This is a genomic window from Chthonobacter rhizosphaerae (genome assembly GCF_013839525.1).
GTDB classification, from domain to species: Bacteria; Pseudomonadota; Alphaproteobacteria; order Rhizobiales; family Pleomorphomonadaceae; genus Chthonobacter; species Chthonobacter rhizosphaerae.
Window position 1 is genome coordinate 117,475 of record NZ_JACDIS010000012.1, and the last position, 19,240, is coordinate 136,714.

At 70.1% G+C, this 19,240-nt stretch carries 14 protein-coding genes; 10 read left to right on the forward strand and 4 right to left on the reverse strand.

The window, feature by feature from the left end; all coding sequences use genetic code 11:
• Positions 1-14: 14 nt before the first annotated feature.
• From HND91_RS18695 to uxaC, 4 genes are all read right to left on the reverse strand, one after another.
• Positions 15-1,295, reverse strand: coding sequence for a TRAP transporter large permease (locus tag HND91_RS18695; RefSeq protein WP_181708121.1), 1,281 nt, complete (start codon positions 1,293-1,295; stop codon positions 15-17).
• Positions 1,295-1,843 carry a TRAP transporter small permease gene (locus tag HND91_RS18700; protein ID WP_181708122.1) on the reverse strand — a complete coding sequence of 183 codons (549 nt, stop codon included), beginning with the start codon at positions 1,841-1,843 and terminating at the stop codon, positions 1,295-1,297. The genes HND91_RS18695 and HND91_RS18700 overlap by 1 nt, the downstream gene beginning before the upstream one ends.
• A gap of 194 nt (positions 1,844-2,037) precedes the next feature.
• Positions 2,038-3,018, reverse strand: a complete 981-nt coding sequence (locus tag HND91_RS18705) for a TRAP transporter substrate-binding protein (protein ID WP_181708123.1) — start codon at positions 3,016-3,018, stop codon at positions 2,038-2,040.
• Positions 3,019-3,056: 38 nt separating this feature from the next.
• Complete coding sequence (uxaC, locus tag HND91_RS18710; protein WP_246329574.1) at positions 3,057-4,460, reverse strand: glucuronate isomerase; 1,404 nt, start codon at positions 4,458-4,460, stop codon at positions 3,057-3,059.
• A gap of 321 nt (positions 4,461-4,781) precedes the next feature.
• Between uxaC and HND91_RS18715 the strand changes: the two genes are divergently transcribed.
• The 10 genes from HND91_RS18715 (at position 4,782) to cysG (ending at position 19,159) form a co-directional block, all read left to right on the forward strand.
• A complete protein-coding gene (locus tag HND91_RS18715; RefSeq protein ID WP_281379132.1) occupies positions 4,782-5,702 on the forward strand; it encodes a sugar kinase in 921 nt (306 codons plus the stop codon).
• Between the two features lie 100 nt (positions 5,703-5,802).
• The gene (locus HND91_RS18720) at positions 5,803-6,390 is read left to right on the forward strand and encodes an ANTAR domain-containing response regulator (protein WP_181708125.1); all 588 of its coding nucleotides are present in this window, start codon (positions 5,803-5,805) and stop codon (positions 6,388-6,390) included.
• Between the two features lie 172 nt (positions 6,391-6,562).
• A complete protein-coding gene (locus HND91_RS18725; RefSeq protein ID WP_246329575.1) occupies positions 6,563-7,858 on the forward strand; it encodes a CmpA/NrtA family ABC transporter substrate-binding protein in 1,296 nt (431 codons plus the stop codon).
• 349 nt (positions 7,859-8,207) lie between these two features.
• Positions 8,208-9,527 carry a CmpA/NrtA family ABC transporter substrate-binding protein gene (locus tag HND91_RS18730; RefSeq protein WP_181708126.1) on the forward strand — a complete coding sequence of 440 codons (1,320 nt, stop codon included), beginning with the start codon at positions 8,208-8,210 and terminating at the stop codon, positions 9,525-9,527.
• A gap of 408 nt (positions 9,528-9,935) precedes the next feature.
• Positions 9,936-10,823, forward strand: a complete 888-nt coding sequence (gene ntrB, locus HND91_RS18735; RefSeq protein ID WP_181708127.1) for a nitrate ABC transporter permease — start codon at positions 9,936-9,938, stop codon at positions 10,821-10,823.
• Positions 10,824-10,834: 11 nt separating this feature from the next.
• Complete coding sequence (locus HND91_RS18740; RefSeq protein ID WP_181708128.1) at positions 10,835-11,632, forward strand: ABC transporter ATP-binding protein; 798 nt, start codon at positions 10,835-10,837, stop codon at positions 11,630-11,632.
• A 15-nt stretch (positions 11,633-11,647) separates the two neighbouring features.
• Entirely contained in the window at positions 11,648-14,092 is a 2,445-nt protein-coding gene (gene nirB / locus HND91_RS18745) for a nitrite reductase large subunit NirB (RefSeq protein ID WP_181708129.1), read from the forward strand.
• Positions 14,089-14,445, forward strand: a complete 357-nt coding sequence (nirD, locus tag HND91_RS18750) for a nitrite reductase small subunit NirD (RefSeq protein ID WP_181708130.1) — start codon at positions 14,089-14,091, stop codon at positions 14,443-14,445. The genes nirB and nirD overlap by 4 nt, the downstream gene beginning before the upstream one ends.
• A gap of 582 nt (positions 14,446-15,027) precedes the next feature.
• Entirely contained in the window at positions 15,028-17,727 is a 2,700-nt protein-coding gene (locus tag HND91_RS18755) for a nitrate reductase (protein ID WP_181708131.1), read from the forward strand.
• 16 nt (positions 17,728-17,743) lie between these two features.
• Positions 17,744-19,159 carry a siroheme synthase CysG gene (gene cysG, locus HND91_RS18760; protein WP_246329576.1) on the forward strand — a complete coding sequence of 472 codons (1,416 nt, stop codon included), beginning with the start codon at positions 17,744-17,746 and terminating at the stop codon, positions 19,157-19,159.
• Positions 19,160-19,240 lie beyond the last annotated feature (81 nt).

The window sequence follows — 19,240 nt, forward strand, 5'->3', positions numbered from 1 at the left end:
CGGCCCCGGTCGGATCAGCGGAACACGCTCGGGAGCCAGAGCGAGAGCGCCGGAATATACGTCACCGCGAGGAGGACGGCGATGGAGGCGCCGAAAAAGGGCCAGATCGTCCTCATGGCCTCGCGGATGGTGATCTTGCCGACCGCGCAGCCGACGAAGAGCACCGAGCCGACCGGCGGCGTGTTCAGGCCGATGCCGGCGTTGAGGATCATCACGACGCCGAAGTGCACCGGGTCGATGCCGAACGCCTTCACCACCGGGAGAAGCACGGGCGTGGCGATGATGATCATCGGCGCCATGTCCATGAAGGTGCCGAGGAGAAGGAGAGCCACGTTGATGAGGAGCAGGATGACGATCGGGTTGTCCGACACCGACTGGAGCGCCTGGACCAGCGAGGTCTGCACCTGCAGGAACGCCATGAGCCAGGAGAAGGCGGCGGCGGTGCCGATGACGAGGAGCACCATGGCGGTGGTGCGCACGGCCCCGAGGGTCGCCTCCTTGAAACCTTCCCAGTTCAGCTCGCGGTAGACGAGAAGCGCCACCAGGGCTGCGTAAAGCACTGCGATGCAGGAACTTTCCGTCGCCGTGAAGATGCCCGAGCGGACGCCGCCGAAGATGATGAAGATGAGGAGGATGCCGGGCAGGGCGACGAGCAGCGCCTTTAGGACGCCCATGACGCCCGGGAAGACCCCGGCCGGATAACCGCGGCGGCGCGCGACCCACCAGGCGGTGATCATCAGCGCGAGCGCGAGGAGCATGCCCGGCACGATGCCGGCGGTGAACAGATCGGCCACGGACACGTTCCCGCCGGCCGCGATCGAATAGATGATCATGTTGTGGGACGGCGGGATCATCAGCGCGATGATGGCGGAATTCACCGTGACATTGACGGCGTAGTCCTTGTCATAGCCGCGCTTTTCCATCTGCGGGATCATCAGTCCGCCGATCGCCGAGGCGTCGGCGACAGCCGATCCGGAGATGCCGCCGAAGAGCGTGGAGGCGACCACGTTCACCTGTCCGAGGCCGCCGCGGAGGTGGCCGACCAAGGATGCGGCAAAGGCGATCAGTCGCTCGGCGATGCCGCCGCGGATCATCAGGTCGCCGGCGAAGATGAAGAACGGGATCGCCATCATGGCGAAGGCGTTCATGCCGGAATTGAGCTGCTGGAACACGATGATCGGCGGCAGGCCGAGGTAAAGAACCGTGGCCAGGGCGGAAAGCCCCAGGCAGAACGCGATCGGCATGCCGATCAGGACAAGCACCGAGAAGGTGCCGAACAGAATCCAGAGCGACATCACACGACCTCGATATTGGCGACATCCTGCGTCTCGGGCGCATGTCTTGCGCCTGCGGCGAGTTCGACCAGTCGTTCAAGGGAAAAGAGGGTAATCAGGGCACCGCCGATGACCATGGGAAGGAAGTCGAAGCTGCCCGGCCAGCCGAGCGCCGGCAGGGTGGCGCTCCAGGTGCCGATGGCGAGCTGCGCGGAGTAGAAGCTCATCGCGACGCCGAAGACGATCATCAGCACAAGCGTGATGGCGTCGAAGACTTTCCCCACCGCATCCGGCAGCAGGTAATGAAGAAGGTCGAGGCCCAGATGGAAGTTCTCACGGACGCCGACCGCGGCGCCGAAGACGATGAACCAGCTCATCAGCTGAAGCGTGAGCGGCTCGGACCAGATCGGCGTCGAATTCAGGACGTAGCGGCCGAAGACCTGCCAGCCGACGATCAAAGTCATGGCGACGAGCCCTATGGCGGCGAGCCACAAGGCGGCCGTGGAGAGGACGTCGAGGACGCGCGACACGGCGCGAAAGGCAGTCGGAGGCTTAGCGGGTGCGGTCATGCCAGCGCTCGGTGCGGTGAGTCGCTCCCGCGAACGGGGATACGACGTAGGGTTTTTGTCGGGTGATCGCCGCCGAAAAGCGCGGCGACATGTCGTCGGTGTCGTGGGACTTGTCGGCCGATGACCGGTGACGGGCCGACCGGCGCCGGGCAAGGGGAGAACCCGCCCGGCGCCGGTCGGCGTCGCGCTTCAGATCACTCGGTCGCCTGGATGCGGCTGACCAGATCCTTCAGCTTGTCCGTGTTGGCGAACTGCTCGTAGACCGGGCCCATGGCCGCCTGGAAGGGCGCCTTGTCCACCTGGTGGACCTCGACGCCGGCGGCGCGCACGGTCTCCTCGGACTTCGTCTCGCGGGCGTTCCAGAGCTCGCGCATCTTCGGCACGCTGTCCTTGGCGGCCTGCTTCAGGAGCTGCTGGTCCTCGGGCGAGAGCTTGTCCCAGGTCACCTTTGAGACGACGAGCACCTCCGGCGACATGGAATGCTCGGTCAGCGAGTAGTGCTTGGCGACCTCGTAATGCTTGGAGGATTCCAGGCTCGGCCAGTTGTTCTCGGCGCCGTCGATGACGCCCGTCTCAAGGGCGGAGTAGACCTCGCCGAACGGCATCGGGGTGGCGTTCGCCCCGAGGGCGCTCATCATGGCGAGCCACATGTCCGACTGCTGGACGCGGATCTTCATGCCCTTGATGTCGTCCGCCGACTTGATCGGCTTGCCGACCGAGTAGAAGGAGCGGGCGCCCGAGTCGTAGAAGGCGAGGCCGACGAGGGCGTTCGGCTCCAGGGCGGCCAGGATCTCCTCGCCGATCGGGCCGTCCATGACCTTGTGCATGTGCTCGGTGGACTTGAAGATGAACGGCAGGGCCGGGACCACGGTCTCCGGGACCAGGTTGTTCAGCGGCGCGAGATTGATCCGGTTCATGTCGATGACGCCGAACCGGGTCTGCTCGATGGTGTCCTTCTCCTCGCCGAGCTGGCGGTTGTTGAACACCTGGATCTCGATCCGGCCGTTCGAGCGCTCCTTGACCAGATCGCCCATGTACTTGACCGCGTCGACGGTCGGGTAGCCGTCCGGATGGATGTCGGCCGACCGCAGGGTGATCTCGGCGGCGAAAGCCGGCGTTCCGACGAGCGCGGCCGCGACCGCGACGGCGGCCGTGAAAGACTTGAAGTTATACATGCTACTTTCCTCCACTAATGAGCTCCGACCCTCCCTGGTCAGAGCTTGTAGGCTTGCTTGGCAAGTCTGTAGGCGAGGTCGTGGGCGACCTCGAAAGCTTCGTCCTCGTCCATCCGATGCTCGGCGACGAGCCTGGCGAGGAAGCCGCAATCGACCCGGCGCGCGACGTCGTGGCGGGCCGGGATGGACGGGAAGGCGCGGGTGTCGTCGTTGAACCCGACCGTGTTGTAGAAGCCGGCGGTCTCGGTCACGAGCTCGCGGTAGCGCCACATGCCTTCCGGGCTGTCGAAGAACCACCAGGCGGGACCGAGCCGGAGCGCCGGATAGACGCCGGCCAGCGGCGCGAGCTCGCGCGAATAGGCGGTCTCGTCCAGGGTGAACAGGATGACGGTGAGGTCCCGCTCCATGCCGACGGCGTCGAGGAGGGGCTTCAGGTCGGTCACGTAGTCGGTCGGGCCGGGGATGTCGGCGCCCTTGTCGCGTCCGAACATGTCGAACAGGACCGGCGAGTGGTTGCGGCGCGACCCCGGATGGATCTGCATGACGAGCCCGTCCTCGCGGCTCATCTTGGCCATCTCGGTCAGCATCTGGGCCCGGAAGAGGTCGTTCTCCTCCACCGTCGAGCGGCCGGCGCGGACCTTGGTGTAGAGCGCGTTCGCCTCCACGGCCGACAGGTTGGCGGTGCGGGCCGACGGATGGCCGTGATCGGTGGAGGTGGCGCCCATCGCCTTGAAGAAGGCGCGGCGGGCGCGATGGGCGTCGAGATAGCCCGAATAGTCGTCCACGTCGCAGCCGGTGAGCTCGCCGAAGGCGGACACGTTGGCGGCGAAGCCTTCGAAGTCCGGGTCGATCACCGGGTCCGGCCGGTAGGCGGTGACGACGCGCCCCTTCCAGCCGCTCTCGCGGATCATCCGGTGCCACTTCAGGTCGTCGAGCGGGCTCTCGGTGGTGGCGATCACCTCGATGTTGAAGCGCTCGAAGAGGGCGCGCGGCCGGTAGGCGTCGGTGGCGAGGCGTTCGGCGATGCGGTCGTAGAAGGCGTCCGCGGTGTCGGCGGACAGCCGCAGGTCGAGATCGAACAGGGTCGCGAAGGCGTGGTCGAGCCACATGCGCGTGGGCGTGCCGCGGAACAGGTGGTAGTTGGCGGCGAACCGGCGCCAGATGGTGCGCCCGTCCGTCTCCACCGGCCCGCCGTCGCGGCGGGGAACGCCGAGGTCCTCCAGGCCGACACCCTGGCTGAGGAGCATGCGGAAGACATAGTGATCCGGCACCACGAAGAGCTGGGCCGGATCCGGGAACAGGTCGTTCTCCGCATACCAGCGCGGGTCGGTGTGGCCGTGGGGGCTGACGATCGGCAGGTCCTTCACCTCGGCGTAAAGCCGGCGGGCGATCGACCGGATGGTCGGATCGGCGGGGAACAGGCGATCTTCGTGGATGGGCAACGGTCCAACTCCCTCGTTCGACGAACCCGGCGCCCGTTTCGCAGCGGGCGACGCCGTCCGTCCCATCTCCTCCCTCCCGCGTCCTCGCGCGGAAGGATGGGCCGTCCTCCGATCCGTCCGGGGCTCGATCGGGTGCGATGTCGATCGGGCCGGTCCTTGATCGGGGCGGCGAGTTGTCGGAGAACATCCACGAACGGAGGACGTCCCGTCAAGTGATAAGATGACTTCTCCGAAATTCAGATGATGATAATGGTTGCCCGGCGCGGCCGGCCTGACCTTCGGGGCAGGTGGACACGGCGCCGCAGGGACGAGGAGGCGGCTTTGAAGCGGGTTTTCGCGAGCATCGGCGAGTGCATGGTGGAGCTGTCCTCGGCGGGCGAACGTCTTTATCGACAGGGATTTGCCGGAGACACGTTCAACACCGCCTGGTATGTGCGGGCGCTGCTCGACCCGGCCGGCTGGACGGTGCGGTACGTGACCGGCATCGGCGACGACAAGTTGTCTGACGAGTTGGCCGACTTCATCGCCGACGCGGGCATCGACACCAGCGCGCTGATGCGCAAACCCGGCCGCCCGATCGGGCTTTACGCCATCCACCTGGACGGTCACGAGCGCAGCTTCTCCTACTGGCGGGAGACGGCAGCCGCCAAGCTGCTGGCGGAGGACGCGGGCGCCTTGCGGGACGCGCTGCGCGACGTGGAGTGTGCCTATTTCTCCGGCATCACCCTGGCGATCCTGGCGCCTGAACACCGGCGGACGCTGCTGACGGCCCTGGCCGAGGTGCGGGCGCGGGGAAGCATGGTGGCGTTCGACCCGAACATCCGCATGCGGCTGTGGCCGGACTCGGACACGGCGCGGGCGGCGCTGATCGAGGGCTATCGGGTGTGCACGATCGCCATGCCGACCTATCCGGACGACCGCGACCTCTTCGGCGACGCGGATCTCGCCGCCTGCGTGCGCCGGGTGGCCGGCTACGGGCCGACGGAGATCGTCGCCAAGGACGGGGCGGATCCGACGCTGGTGTCCGTGGACGGGGTGGAGACGATGGTGCCGGCCGTGAAGGTGGACGCGCCCGTGGACACGACCGGCGCCGGCGACAGCTTCAACGCGGGCTATCTGGCGGCGCGGCTGGCCGGGAAGGACCCGGTGGAGGCGACCCGGATGGGGCACCGGGTGGCGTCGCGGGTGATCGGCGTGAAGGGCGCGCTGGCGCCGATGGAGGGGTTCGCCGGGATGGTGTGAGGTCCATGGTTCGGGTGAACCGGACCATCACGGCGGAGGGTTCGGCGCTCTCGGCATCGGTCTTGCATGGCGGGGAGACTTTGTCGGGTCCGTCGCGTGCATGAGCCAGCCAGTCATCAAGGTCGCCGTCATTGACGACAATCAGGTGCGCGCCGCCATCCTGGAGGATGGGTTGCGGGCGGCCGGGGTTGTGGAGATCACCGTGCTGAGCGGCATGGCCAACCTCCTGAAGAGGCTGGTGGCCGTGGATCCGGACGTGGTGATCATCGACCTGGAGAACCCGAGCCGCGACGTGCTGGAGCAGATGTTCCAGGTGAGCCGGGTGGTGTCGCGGCCGGTCGCCATGTTCGTGGACCAGTCGGACACGGCCATGATCGAGGCGGCGGTGGACGCCGGGGTTTCGGCCTATGTGGTGGACGGGCTGAAGAAGGAGCGGATCAAGTCGATCGTCGACATGGCGATCAGCCGCTTCAACGCCTTCACCAAGCTGAAGCGCGAGCTGGACGAGGCCAAGAGCGAGCTCGCCGAGCGCAAGCTGATCGAGAAGGCCAAGGGCATCCTGATGAAGCATCGCGGCCTGAGCGAGCCGGAGGCGCATGCGGCGCTCCGCAAGGCGGCGATGAACGAGAACAAGCGCATGGCCGAGATCGCCCAGAGCGTGATCACGGCCGCCTCGCTGCTCGGCTGAGCGGCGGGGCGACGACCCATTCGCGCGTCCAACGGCGGACGCGACCGGCAACGACGCCGCCCACCCGCGCGGGATCCTCCGGACCTCGCGCGACGGCGCAATTTCGACCGCGGGGCCGCCCGTATGGCGGCCCGGCGCGGTCCACGACCCCGAGGGGCTCGACGTGTTGAGCATGGACGACAGGATGGAGGAGACGACGGGCGGACTGCCGCCGGACGAGGCGTCGCGGCGTGACGCGGGCGTGATCCGCGCCGGCTTCATCCCGCTGGTGGACAGCGCGGCCCTGGTGGCGGCGGCGCGCCTGGGCTTCGCCGAGGCGGAGGGCGTGCGGGTCGACCTGGTGCGGCAGACCTCGTGGGCGTCGATCCGCGACCGGCTGGCGGTGGGCCACATGGATGTGGCGCACATGCTGGCGCCCATGCCGATCGCCGCCTCGCTGGGGCTCGGCACGCCGGCGGTGCCCATGGTGGTGCCGATGGCGCTGGGGCTGGGCGGCAACGCCATCTCGGTCTCGACGGCGCTGTTCGACGCGATGGCGCGGCACGGGGCCGTGACGGGCGCGGGGCCGGCGGCGCTGGGCGCGGCGCTGAAGGCGGTGGTGCGCGAGCGGGGGCCGGGGCAGCCGCTGACCTTCGCGATGGTGCATCCGTTCTCGGCGCACAACTACGAACTCCGCTACTTCCTGGCCGCCGCCGGCATCCACCCGGACCGGGACGTGCGGCTCGTGGTGGTGCCGCCGCCCTACATGGTGGAGGCGGTGGAAAGCGGGCAGATCGACGGCTTCTCGGTGGGCGAGCCCTGGAACAGCCTGGCGGTGGAGCGCGGCGCGGGCGTGCTGCTGGTTCCGAAGGTGGAGATCTGGCGCTCGAGCCCGTGCAAAGTGCTGGGCATGCGCGCCGACTGGGCGGAGCGGCATCCGGCCAAGGTGGCGGCGCTGCTGCGGGCCGTGGAGAAGGCGGCGCGGTTCGTGGACGATCCGGCCAACCGGGAAACGCTGGTGGGCCTGCTCGCCGCCGAGGACATCGTGGGGGTGGACCCGGCGATCATCCGGCGGTCGCTGTCGGGCGAGATGGTGCTCCGGAAAGGCGAAGCGCCGCGGCTCGTCCCGGATTTCATCGGCTTCAGCCGGGGGGCGGCGACCTTCCCGTGGAAAAGCCACGCGCTGTGGTTCTACAGCCAGATGGTGCGCTGGGGGCATGCGGGCCTCGCGCCGGACCTGCAGGCGACGGCGGCGGCGGTCTACCGGCCGGACCTCTACCGGGCGGCGCTCGCCGGCGCGGGCGCGGTGATGCCGGCCGCCTCCGCCAAGGTGGAGGGCGCGCTCGGCGGGCCGCTGCCGGTGGGCGCGGCGGGCGGGCGGCTGGACCTCGGGCCGGACCGCTTCTTCGACGGCCGCACGTTCGATCCGGACGACGTGGCGGGCTACCTGAGGGGCTTCGGCGAGGAGGGTGCGGCGGGCGCGGGCTGACGCCTTTTCGGGCGGACTGCCTTGCTGCGATGCACTCGAATGAGGCACGCGGGCAAAACGGCGGATCGGGCCTGGAGGGGGCAAGCCCTGCGGAACCGGCGAAATCGCCCACGGACCCTGATTGGCACGCCGCCTGCATAAGTATTCCCGAGTGGGCCAACGACGGCACACCTTCCAGAGACCGAGCCCGCCAACCGGGCCGTGACCTTTCCGAATTCCAGCCCGACGACGGGCTCATGCGCGACGCCGCCGACCTGAGACGGGACCCGACCGGTCCCCCTCGGCTCGGCGGCGTTTTCGTTTTTCCGCTCTGCCCATGGGCAGCCAGACGCGACCGGGGGATCTGACCATGACCGACACCACGAAAACGCCGCCGCCCGCCCCGCACGGGGTTTCGCGCCGCTCGTTCCTGAAGACCTCGGCGGCGACGGCCGGCACGGCCGCGCTGTTCTCCGCCGTCAAGGCAAGTTTCCCGGGCGGCGCCTTCGCCCAGGGCTCCGGCCCGGAGGTGACCGGCGCCAAGCTCGGCTTCATCGCGCTGACCGACGCATCGCCGCTGATCGTCGCCAAGGAGAAGGGCCTGTTCGACAAGTACGGCCTGCCGGACATGGAGGTGCTGAAGCAGGCCTCCTGGGGCGCGACCCGCGACAACCTGGTGCTGGGCTCGGAGGGCGGCGGCATCGACGGCGCCCACATCCTGACGCCGATGCCCTACCTGATCTCGGCCGGCAAGGTGACGCAGAACGGCGTGCCGCTGCCGATGGCGATCGTCGCCCGGCTCAACCTCGACGCCCAGGGCATCTCGGTCGCCAAGGCCTACGCGGACCTCAAGGTCGGCGTGGACGCGACGCCGCTGAAGGAGGTGTTCGCCAAGAAGAAGGCGGACGGCGCGATGGCCAAGGTGGCCATGACCTTCCCGGGCGGCACCCACGACCTCTGGATCCGCTACTGGCTCGCCGCGGCCGGCATCGACCCGGACCAGGACGTGGAGACCATCGTTGTGCCGCCGCCCCAGATGGTGGCGAACATGAAGGTCGGCACCATGGACGCCTTCTGCGTGGGCGAGCCCTGGAACGAGCAGCTCGTGAACCAGGACATCGGCTACACGGCCTGCAACACCGCCGAACTGTGGAACCGCCATCCGGAGAAGTCGCTCGGCCTGCGCGCCGACTTCGTGGAGAAGAACCCGAAGGCCGTCCAGGCCATGCTGATGGCCGTCATGGAGGCCCAGCAGTGGTGCGACGACATGGCGAACAAGGACGAGCTGGCCGGCATCGTCGGCAAGCGCGCCTGGTTCAACGTGCCGCCCAAGGACATCGTGGACCGCATCAAGGGCGAGTACGACTACGGCAACGGCCGCGTGGTGGCCGACAGCCCGCACTTCATGAAGTTCTGGCGCGACGACGCCAGCTTCCCGTTCAAGAGCCACGACACCTGGTTCGTCACCGAGGACATCCGCTGGGGCAAGTTCGAGGCGGAGACGGACGTGGCCGCGCTGGTGGACACGGTCAACCGGTCGGATCTCTGGCGCGAGGCGGCGAAGACGCTGGGTGTGACCGCGCCGGCGAGCGACAGCCGCGGCGTGGAGACCTTCTTCGACGGCAAGACCTTCGATCCGGCCAATCCGGGCGCGTACCTGGAGAGCCTGGCGATCAAGAAGATGGCGTGAGGGGGGGCGTGGGGCTGGCGACCCCCACACAACCCTCCCCCGCGAGGGGGGAGGGCTTTAGGGGGGAGCTTGGGGCTGGCGGCCCCCACCCAACCCTCCCCCGCGAGGGGGGAGGGCTTTAGGGGGGGCTTGGGGCTGGCGGCCCCCACCCAACCCTCCCCCGCGAGGGGGGAGGGCTTTCGGGTGGAGCGTGGGGCTGGCGGGCCCCACCCAACCCTCCCCCGCGAGGGGGGAGGGCTTTCGGGTGGAGCGTGGGGCTGGCGGGCCCCACCCAACCCTCCCCCGCGAGGGGGGAGGGCTTTAGGGGGGAGGGTGGTGCCGTGGGGTGCGGGATCCCTGCCTTCAGAAAAGCGACCGTTCGTGGCGGGTGTCCGCCGCGTCTGACCGAGTTCGATCCAGGAAGTGACCATGTCCGCAGTGAAGAGCTTCAAGCCCGCGGGGGCGGCGGCCCCGAAGACGTCGGCGTCGGTGGTGCCGTTGCCGGTGAAGCGGCCGGCCAGACGGCGGGTGCCGACCGGGCGCGCGGTGGCCGAGACGGTGGTGCCGCCGGCGCTGGTTCTGGCGCTCCTCCTGTTCGTGTGGGAGATCGCCTGCGCGACGCCCGGCGCCAGCCTGCCGCCGCCGTCGCAGATCGTGACCGACAGCTGGGAGCTGATCGCCTACCCGTTCTATGACAACGGCGGCGTGGACAAGGGCCTCGGTTGGCACCTCATGGCGTCGCTGCAGCGGGTGGCGGTGGGATACGCGATCGCGGTGGTGGTCGGCGTGGCGTTCGGCGTGCTGGTCGGGCAGTCGACCTGGGCCATGCGCGGCCTCGACCCGATCTTCCAGGTGCTGCGCACCGTGCCGCCGCTCGCCTGGCTGCCGCTATCGCTGGCGGCGTTCCGGGACGGCGAGCCGTCGGCCGTGTTCGTGATCTTCATCACCTCGGTCTGGCCGATCATCATCAACACGGCCGTCGGCATCCGCAACATTCCGGCCGACTACGTGAACGTCGCCAGGGTGCTGCGGCTGAACGGCCTGGAATACTTCGTGAAGATCATGATCCCGGCCGCGGCCCCGTACATCTTCACGGGCCTTCGGATCGGCGTCGGCCTCTCCTGGCTCGCCATCGTGGCGGCGGAGATGCTGATCGGCGGCGTCGGCATCGGCTTCTTCATCTGGGACGCGTGGAACTCGTCCCTGATCTCCGACATCATCGTGGCGCTCGTCTACGTCGGCCTGACGGGGTTCATCCTCGACCGGTTCGTCGCGGTGGTCGCCGCCCTCGTCACCCGCGGCACCGCGGCCAGCTGAGCGAGACGTCCATGAGCAAGGCCTATCTTTCCATCGAAGCCGTGGACAAGAGCTTCTCCCGCGGCGGCGTGACCACCAAGGTGCTGGAGGGCGTGGACCTCCAGGTGGCCAAGGGCGAGTACGTGGCGGTCATCGGCCATTCCGGCTGCGGCAAGTCCACCCTCCTCAACCTCGTCGCCGGCCTGACGCCGGTGACCTCCGGCGGCATCTTCCTCGACGGGGCCGCCGTGGAGCAGCCGGGCCCGGAGCGGGCGGTGGTGTTCCAGAACCACAGCCTGCTCCCCTGGCTGACCACCTACGAGAACGTGCGGCTCGCGGTGGACAAGGTGTTCGGGGCGAAGAAGTCCAAGGCCGAGCGCCACGCGTGGACCATGGAGAACCTGGAGCTCGTGCACATGGGCCACGCCAAGGACAAGCGGCCCGGCGAGATCTCCGGCGGCATGAAGCAGCGCGTGGGCATCGCCCGGGCGCTGGCCATGGAGCCGAAGGTTCTGCTGCTCGACGAGCCGTTCGGCGCGCTCGACGCCCTGACCCGCGCCCACCTGCAGGACCAGGTGATGCAGATCCACGCCACGCTCGGCAACACGGTGATCATGATCACCCACGACGTGGACGAGGCGGTGCTGCTGTCGGACCGGATCGTGATGATGACCAACGGCCCCGCCGCGCGCATCGGCGAGGTGCTGGACGTCCCGCTCGCCCGGCCACGCCGGAGAATCGAGCTCGCCAGCGACCCGACGTACATCAAGTGCCGGTCGGCGGTGCTGAAGTTTCTCTACGAGCGCAATCGCTTCGTCGAAGCGGCCTGAAGGGCGGGACCTCCCATGACCAGAGAGAAGCTTCTCGTCGTCGGCAACGGCATGGCCGCCGGACGGGTGCTGGAGCACCTGTTCGAGGCGGACCGGGACGCGTTCGACGTGACGGTGTTCAACGCCGAGCCGCGGGTGAACTACAACCGCATCATGCTCTCGCCGGTGCTGTCCGGCGAGAAGGCCTATGAGGACATCCTCATCCACGACGACCAGTGGTACGCCGACCACGGCGTGACGCTCCTGAAGGGCCACAAGGTGGTGGCCATCGACCGCGACGCGAAGGCGGTGACCACGGCGGCCGGCGAGGTGCACGGCTACGACAAGCTGCTGATCGCCACGGGGTCCAACCCGCTGATCATCCCGCTGCCGGGGCACGCGCTGCCGGGCGTGGTGGCCTACCGCGACCTCGACGACGTGGACGCCATGAAGGCGGCGGCCGCGAAGGGCGGCCGGGCGGTTGTGATCGGCGGCGGCCTCCTGGGCCTGGAAGCGGCGGCCGGCCTGAAGATGCAGGGCATGGACGTGACCGTGCTGCACCTGATGCCGACCCTGATGGAACGCCAGCTGGACCCGGCGGCCGGGTACCTCCTGCAGCGGGCCATCGAGGCGCGGGGGATCGAGGTGATCTGCAAGGCGAACACCCACGCCATCCTGGGCGACACCCGCGTGACCGGCGTGAAGCTGGACGACGGGCGGGAGATCGACTGCTCGCTGGTGGTGATGGCGGTCGGCATCCGGCCGAACCTCGGCCTCGCCAGGGAGGCCGGACTGGAGGTGAACCGGGGCGTGCTCGTCGACGACGCCATGCGGACCTCCGACCCGGACATCTTCTCCGTGGGCGAGTGCGTGGAGCACCGGGGCCAGTGCTACGGCCTTGTGGCGCCGCTCTACGACATGGCCAAGGTGGCGGCCAGGGGCCTTCTCGGAGAGCCGGGCGTCTACAAAGGCTCGGTGACGGCGACCAAGCTGAAGGTGACGGGCATCGACCTCTTCTCCGCCGGCGACTTCGCCGACGCCAAGGACCGGGAGGAGATCGTCTACCGGGCGCCGGGCGTCTACAAGCGGCTGGTGCTGAAGGACAACGTGCTGATCGGCGCGGTGCTCTACGGAGAGACGGCGGACGGCACCTGGTTCTTCGACCTGATCCGGGGCGGCAAATACGTCTCGGAGATGCGCGACACGCTGATCTTCGGCCAGTCCTATGCCGGAGCCGCCCCGCTGGACCCTACGGCGGCCGTTGCAGCCTTGCCGGATGACGCTCCCATCTGCGGCTGCAACGGCGTCTGCAAGGGGAAGATCGTCGGAACGATCACCGCCAAGGGGCTGACGAACCTGGACGAGGTGCGCACCCACACCAAGGCGTCGGCCTCCTGCGGGTCGTGCACGCCGCTGGTGGAGAAGCTGCTGGCGGCGACGCTGGGCGACGCCTATAGCGCCGCGGCCGTGCAGCCCATGTGCAAGTGCACCGACCTCGGCCACGACGAGGTGCGCCGGCTGATCGTCGCCAAGGGGCTGAAGTCGATCCCGGCCGTGATGCAGGACCTGGGGTGGAAGACGAGCTGCGGCTGCGCCAGGTGCCGGCCGGCGCTCAACTACTATCTCATCTGCGAGTGGCCGGGTGAATACCAGGACGACAGCCAGAGCCGGTTCATCAACGAGCGCGTGCACGCCAACATCCAGAAGGACGGCACCTATTCGGTGGTGCCGCGCATGTGGGGCGGGCTGACCACGGCGGCGGAGCTGCGGGCGATCGCCGACGTGGCGGACAAGTTCAACATTCCGACCGTGAAGGTGACAGGCGGCCAGCGGATCGACCTCCTGGGCGTCAGGAAGGAGGACCTGCCGGCGGTGTGGGCGGATCTCGGCAAGGCCGGGATGATCTCCGGCGCGGCCTATGCCAAGGGCCTCCGGACCGTGAAGACGTGCGTCGGATCGGAATGGTGCCGGTTCGGCACGCAGGACTCCACCGGGCTCGGCGTGAAGCTGGAGAAGCTGATGTGGGGCTCCTGGTCGCCAGCGAAGGTGAAGCTCGGCGTTTCCGGCTGCCCGCGCAACTGCGCGGAGGCGACGTGCAAGGACATCGGCGTCGTGTGCGTGGACACCGGCTACGAGATCCACTTCGCCGGCGCGGCGGGCATGCACATCAAGGGCACCGAGGTGCTGACGCTGGTGGAGACCGAGGCCGAGACGATCGAGATCATCGCGGCGCTGACCCAGCTCTACCGGGAGCAGGGTCGCTACCTGGAGCGGATCTACAAGTGGGCCGACCGGGTGGGCACGGCCTCCATCAAGGCGCAGGTGGTGGACGACAGGGCGAGGCGGGCGGCGCTACTGGAGCGCTTCCTGCACAGCCAGACGTTCGCGCAGGTGGACCCCTGGGCGGAGCGTGTGAAGGGGCTGGACGCCCACGAGTTCGCCCCGATGGCCGCCATCGGTTTCAAGGAGGCCGCGGAATGAACCAGGTGCTGCAGACCGCCTTCGAGGAGGCGTGGATCACGGTGGGGTGCGTGGAGGACGTGCCGGTGCTGGGGTCGAGGGTGGTGAAGAGCGCGTTCGGCGACATCGCGGTGTTCCGGGCGGCGGACGACACGGTGTTCGCGCTCCGCAACGAGTGCCCGCACAAGAAGGGGCCGCTCAGCGAGGGCATCGTGCACGGGCACTCGGTGACTTGCCCGCTGCACAACTGGGTGATCAGCCTGCGGACCGGCGAAGTGGCGGGGCCGGACGAGGGGTGCGCGGGGGTGATCGGCGTGAAGGTGGAGGCGGGGGTGATCTCGCTGGAGGTGGGGAGGCTGGCGGGCGGCGGGTGAGGGGGAGAGGGGGGCGGAGAGGCGATCAGCTGGTGGGGTCGGTTGAACGGCGGTCCCCCGCGAGCCCGGCGTCATGGTCCGCGAAGGCGGACCACCCACCCCTTTTTAGGAGGGCGGGGACAGACCCACCCATGCGCCAAGCGCGACGGCTCCCCATGCATGGGTGGTCCGCCTTCGCGGACCATGACGACGCGGCTGGGGGCGAAGCGGGGGCGGAACGTGGCGGCTGGCGGAGGTGGAGCGTGGGCGGCTGGCGGCGGCGGAGCGGGGGCGGCTGGCGGGGGCGGTTCCCCCCTCTCCCCGACCCTCCCCCTCGAGGGGGGAGGGGGAGCGTCGAGGTTGGTGGTGTGGCGCATCACCGTTGATCGCACCGCCCGTCCGTCATGGTCCGCGCAGGCGGACCACCTACGCATTCACCGTCGCGCGACGGCTCCCCATGCATGGGTGGTCCGCCTGCGCGGGCCATGACGGCGCGGGTGGGGGCGGAGCGCGGGGCGGCCGGCGGGGGCTCCTCGGGGTGTCGGGTTCCGCCGCGACCGGCGGGTCGCGGCGATCGTGATGAAGGCGACGAGGTCTGGGTTCATGCTGCATCAGGTGCCCGCGGGCGAGACGACCACACGGACGACATGCCCCTATTGCGGGGTGGGGTGCGGGGTGAAGGCGACGGTGTCGTCCGGCGGCGAGGTGGCCGTGGCGGGGGACGAGGCGCATCCGGCGAACCGGGGGCGGCTCTGCGCCAAGGGGGCGTCGCTGGCGGAGACGCTGTCGCTGGATGACCGGCTGCTGCATCCGACCATCCACGGGCAGCGGGCGTCGTGGGACGAGGCGCTGGACCTGGTGGCGGAGCGGTTCCGGGCGACGGTGGCGGCGCACGGGCCGGACTCGGTGGCCTTCTACGTGTCGGGCCAGTGCCTGACGGAGGACTACTACGTGGCCAACAAGCTGATGAAGGGCTTCATCGGCTCGGCCAACATCGACACGAACTCGAGGCTCTGCATGGCGTCGGCGGTGGCCGGGCACCGGCGGGCGTTCGGGACCGACACGGTGCCGGGGACCTACGAGGATCTGGAGCTCGCCGACCTGGTGGTGCTGGTCGGATCGAACCTCGCCTGGTGCCATCCGGTGCTGCACCAGCGGCTGATGGCCGCCAAGGCGGCGCGGCCGGGCATGACGATCGTGACGGTCGATCCCCGGCGGACGGCGACGGCGGACGCCTCGGACCTGCACCTGGCGCTGCGGCCGGGGTCGGACGTGGCGCTGTTCGCCGGGCTGCTGGCGCACCTGGACGCGGCGGGGGCGGTGGACCGGGCCTTCGAGGAGGCGCACACGGACGGGTTCGAGGCGGCGCTGGGCGCGGCCCGCGCGGTGGGGCTGTCCGGAGCGGCGGAGGCGACCGGGCTTCCGGAGACGGCGCTTTCGGCCTTCTACGACCTCTTCGCCCGGACCGGACGGGTGGTGACGGCCTTCAGCCAAGGGGTGAACCAGTCGGCGAGCGGGACCGACAAGGTGAACGCCATCCTCAACGTGCACCTCGCGACCGGGCGCATCGGCAAGCCCGGGGCGTCGCCCTTTTCGGTAACCGGCCAACCGAACGCCATGGGCGGGCGCGAGGTCGGCGGGCTCGCCAACCAACTGGCGGCGCACGGGAACATCGAGGACGCCGGCGACCGGGCGGCGGTGCAGGGCTTCTGGGGCGCGCCGACGATCGCGTCGCGGCCGGGGCTGAAGGCGGTGGACCTGTTCCGGGCGGTGCGGGAGGGGCGCGTGAAGGCGCTCTGGATCATGGCCACCAACCCGGTGGACAGCGTGCCCGGCGCGGACGACGTGGCGGCGGCGCTGAAGGCCTGTCCGTTCGTGGTGGTGTCGGACGTGACCGCCGAGACGGACACCGCCGCCTACGCCCACGTGCTGCTGCCGGCGGCGGCCTGGGGGGAGAAGGACGGCACGGTGACGAACTCGGAGCGGCGCATCTCGCGCCAGCGCCGGTTCCTGGCGCCGCCCGGCGAGGCGCGGCCGGACTGGTGGGCGCTCGCCGAGGTGGGCCGGCGCATGGGCTTCGACGGGTTCGCCTATGACGGGCCGGCGGCGGTGTTCCGCGAGCACGCGGCGCTGTCGGCCGTGATGGCGGCTCGGGGCAAGGACTTCGACATCGGCGGGCTGAAGGACCTGACGGACGCGGCCTTCGACGGGCTGGAGCCGGTGCGGTGGCCGGTGCCGGCGGCGGGCGGGGCGGCTGGCGCCGAGGTCGGGCGGGAGGCGGAGACCGGCGGGCGCTTCTTCGCGGACGGGCGGGCGTTCACGCCGAACGGGCGGCTGCGGTTCGTCGCGACCGCGCCGGCGGGCGTGACGGGATCGCCGGGGCGGCCGCTGATCCTCAACACGGGGCGGATCCGCGACCAGTGGCACACGATGACCCGGACGGGGAAGACCGCGCGGCTGATGGGGCATATCGCCGAGCCCTTCTGCGAGATCCACCCGGCGGATGCGGCGGCGGCCGGGATCGAGGCCGCGACCCTGGTGCGGGTGGACTCGGCCCACGGCTCGGTGGTGGTGCGCGCGCTGGTGACGGACCGGCAGCAGCCGGGCACCGTGTTCGTGCCCATGCACTGGACCGACCGGCTGGCCGCGAAGGGGCGCGTGGACGCCGTGGTGGCGCCGGTGACGGACCCGATCTCGGGCCAGCCGGCCCTGAAGGCGACGCCCGTCTCGGTGGCGCCGTTCGGGGCCGCCTGGTACGGCTTCGCGGTATCGGCGGCGCGGCCGGACACCGAGGGGTGCGACTATTTCGCGGTGGCCCGCGCAAAAGGGGGCTACCGGACGGAGCTCGCGGGGAAAACCCTGCCAAAGGATGTGCCGGATGCGGCACGGCGTTTCTTGCGTCTGCCGGCGGTCGGCGGCAGTCTCACGGCCGTGATCGACGAGGGCGCGGGTCTCTACCGCTTCGCCGCCTTCGAGGGCGAGCGCCTGATCGGGGCGCTCTGGATCGCGCCGGAGCCGGTGGCGGTGTCGCGGGCCTTCGCGGCGGAGCGGCTGACCGACCCGTGCGCCCGGGCGGGCGCGGTGCTCGCCGGACGGCCGGGCGCGGACCGGCCGGACACGGGGGCGATCGTCTGCACCTGTTTCGACGTGGGCGTGCGGCAGATCGAGGCCGCGGTGCGCGACGGCGCGGCGCTGACGGTGGACGCGGTGGGCGCGGTGTTGAAAGCGGGGACGAACTGTGGCTCCTGTCGGCCTGAACTTCGGAGGATCATCGATGGTGCGCGTGTCCCGGTCCCCGCGTGAGGCGGGTCCGGCCCGCATGGGTCGTCTCGCCAAGCTGCCGCTGTTCATGGACCTCGCCGGCAAGCGGGTGGTCGTGGCGGGCGGATCGGCGGGCGCGGCCTGGAAGGCGGAGCTGCTGGCGGCGGCCGGCGCCGACGTGGCCATCTACGCGGCGGAGCCGTCCGACGAGATGGCCGCGCTGGTGGACCGCGGCGCCGAGGCGGGCAGCCTGACGCTCAACCGTCGCCCGTGGTCGACGGACGTGGTGGCGCACGCCGCCTTCGCGCTCTGCGACGCGGAGACCGAGGGCGAGGCGTGGGCCTTCCGTTGCGCCGCCAAGGCGGCGGGCGTGCCTGTGAACGTTGTGGACAAGCCGGAGTTCTGCGACGTGCAGTTCGGCTCCATCGTCAACCGCTCTCCGGTGGTGATCGGCATCTCGACGGACGGGGCGGCGCCGATCCTCGGCCAAGCCATCCGCCGGCGGATCGAAACCCTGCTGCCGCCGACGCTCGCCGACTGGGGCGCGCTGGCGAAACGGGTGCGCGAGGCCGTGACCGAGCGGCTGAAGCCCGGGCAGGAGCGGCGCTCGTTCTGGGAGCATCTGGCCGAGAAGGCGTTCGGGCCTGCGCCTGAGGCGGGCGACGACGAGGCGATGCTGGCGGAAGCGCGGCGGATCGCAGAGGGCGGCGACGCGCGCGGCCGGGTGATCCTGGTGGGCGCCGGGCCGGGCGACGCGGAACTCCTGACCTTGAAGGCGGTGCGGGCGCTGCAGTCGGCGGACGTGATCCTGTTCGACGACCTCGTCTCCAACGACGTGCTGGAACTCGCCCGGCGCGAGGCCAAGCGCATGATGGTGGGCAAGCGCGGCGGCCGCGCCTCCTGTCGGCAGGAGGACATCAACGATCTGATGATCAGCCTCGCCCGCCAGGGCAAGCGGGTGGTGCGCCTGAAGGCGGGCGACCCGATGGTGTTCGGCCGGGCCGGCGAGGAGATCGAGCGGCTGAAGCGGGAGAACATCCCCGTGGAGGTGGTGCCTGGCATCTCGGCCGGCATCGCCATGGCGTCCGCCCTCGGGCTCTCGCTGACGCATCGGGACGCCGCGCACTCGCTGCGGTTCGTGACCGGCCACGCCAAGAGCGGCGAACTGGACGAGACCCTGGACTGGAAGGGCCTCGCCGATCCGGAAACGACGCTCGTCGTCTACATGGGCGGGCGAACGGCGGCGGGCATCGCGACGCGCCTGATCCGGGAAGGCCTGCCGGCCGACATGCCGGTGGTGCTCGGCTATGCGATCGGGCAGGCTGAGCAGTCGCTGGTGCCGAAGCGGCTGTCCGACCTGCTCCTGGAGGGGGCGGTGACGCCCGGCGCCCCGGTGGTGATCGGCATCGGCCGGGTGTTCGAACCGGCGCTCGCCGCCGTGGAAAGCCGGCCTTCGGCGGCGTCCCTCGGCTGACGTCGCCGGGCGGGAGCGTGAGGCTCGGGCGCGGTCCGCACCCGAGAGCGCCGAAAGGGATCGCGTCTTCGATTGGAAAAA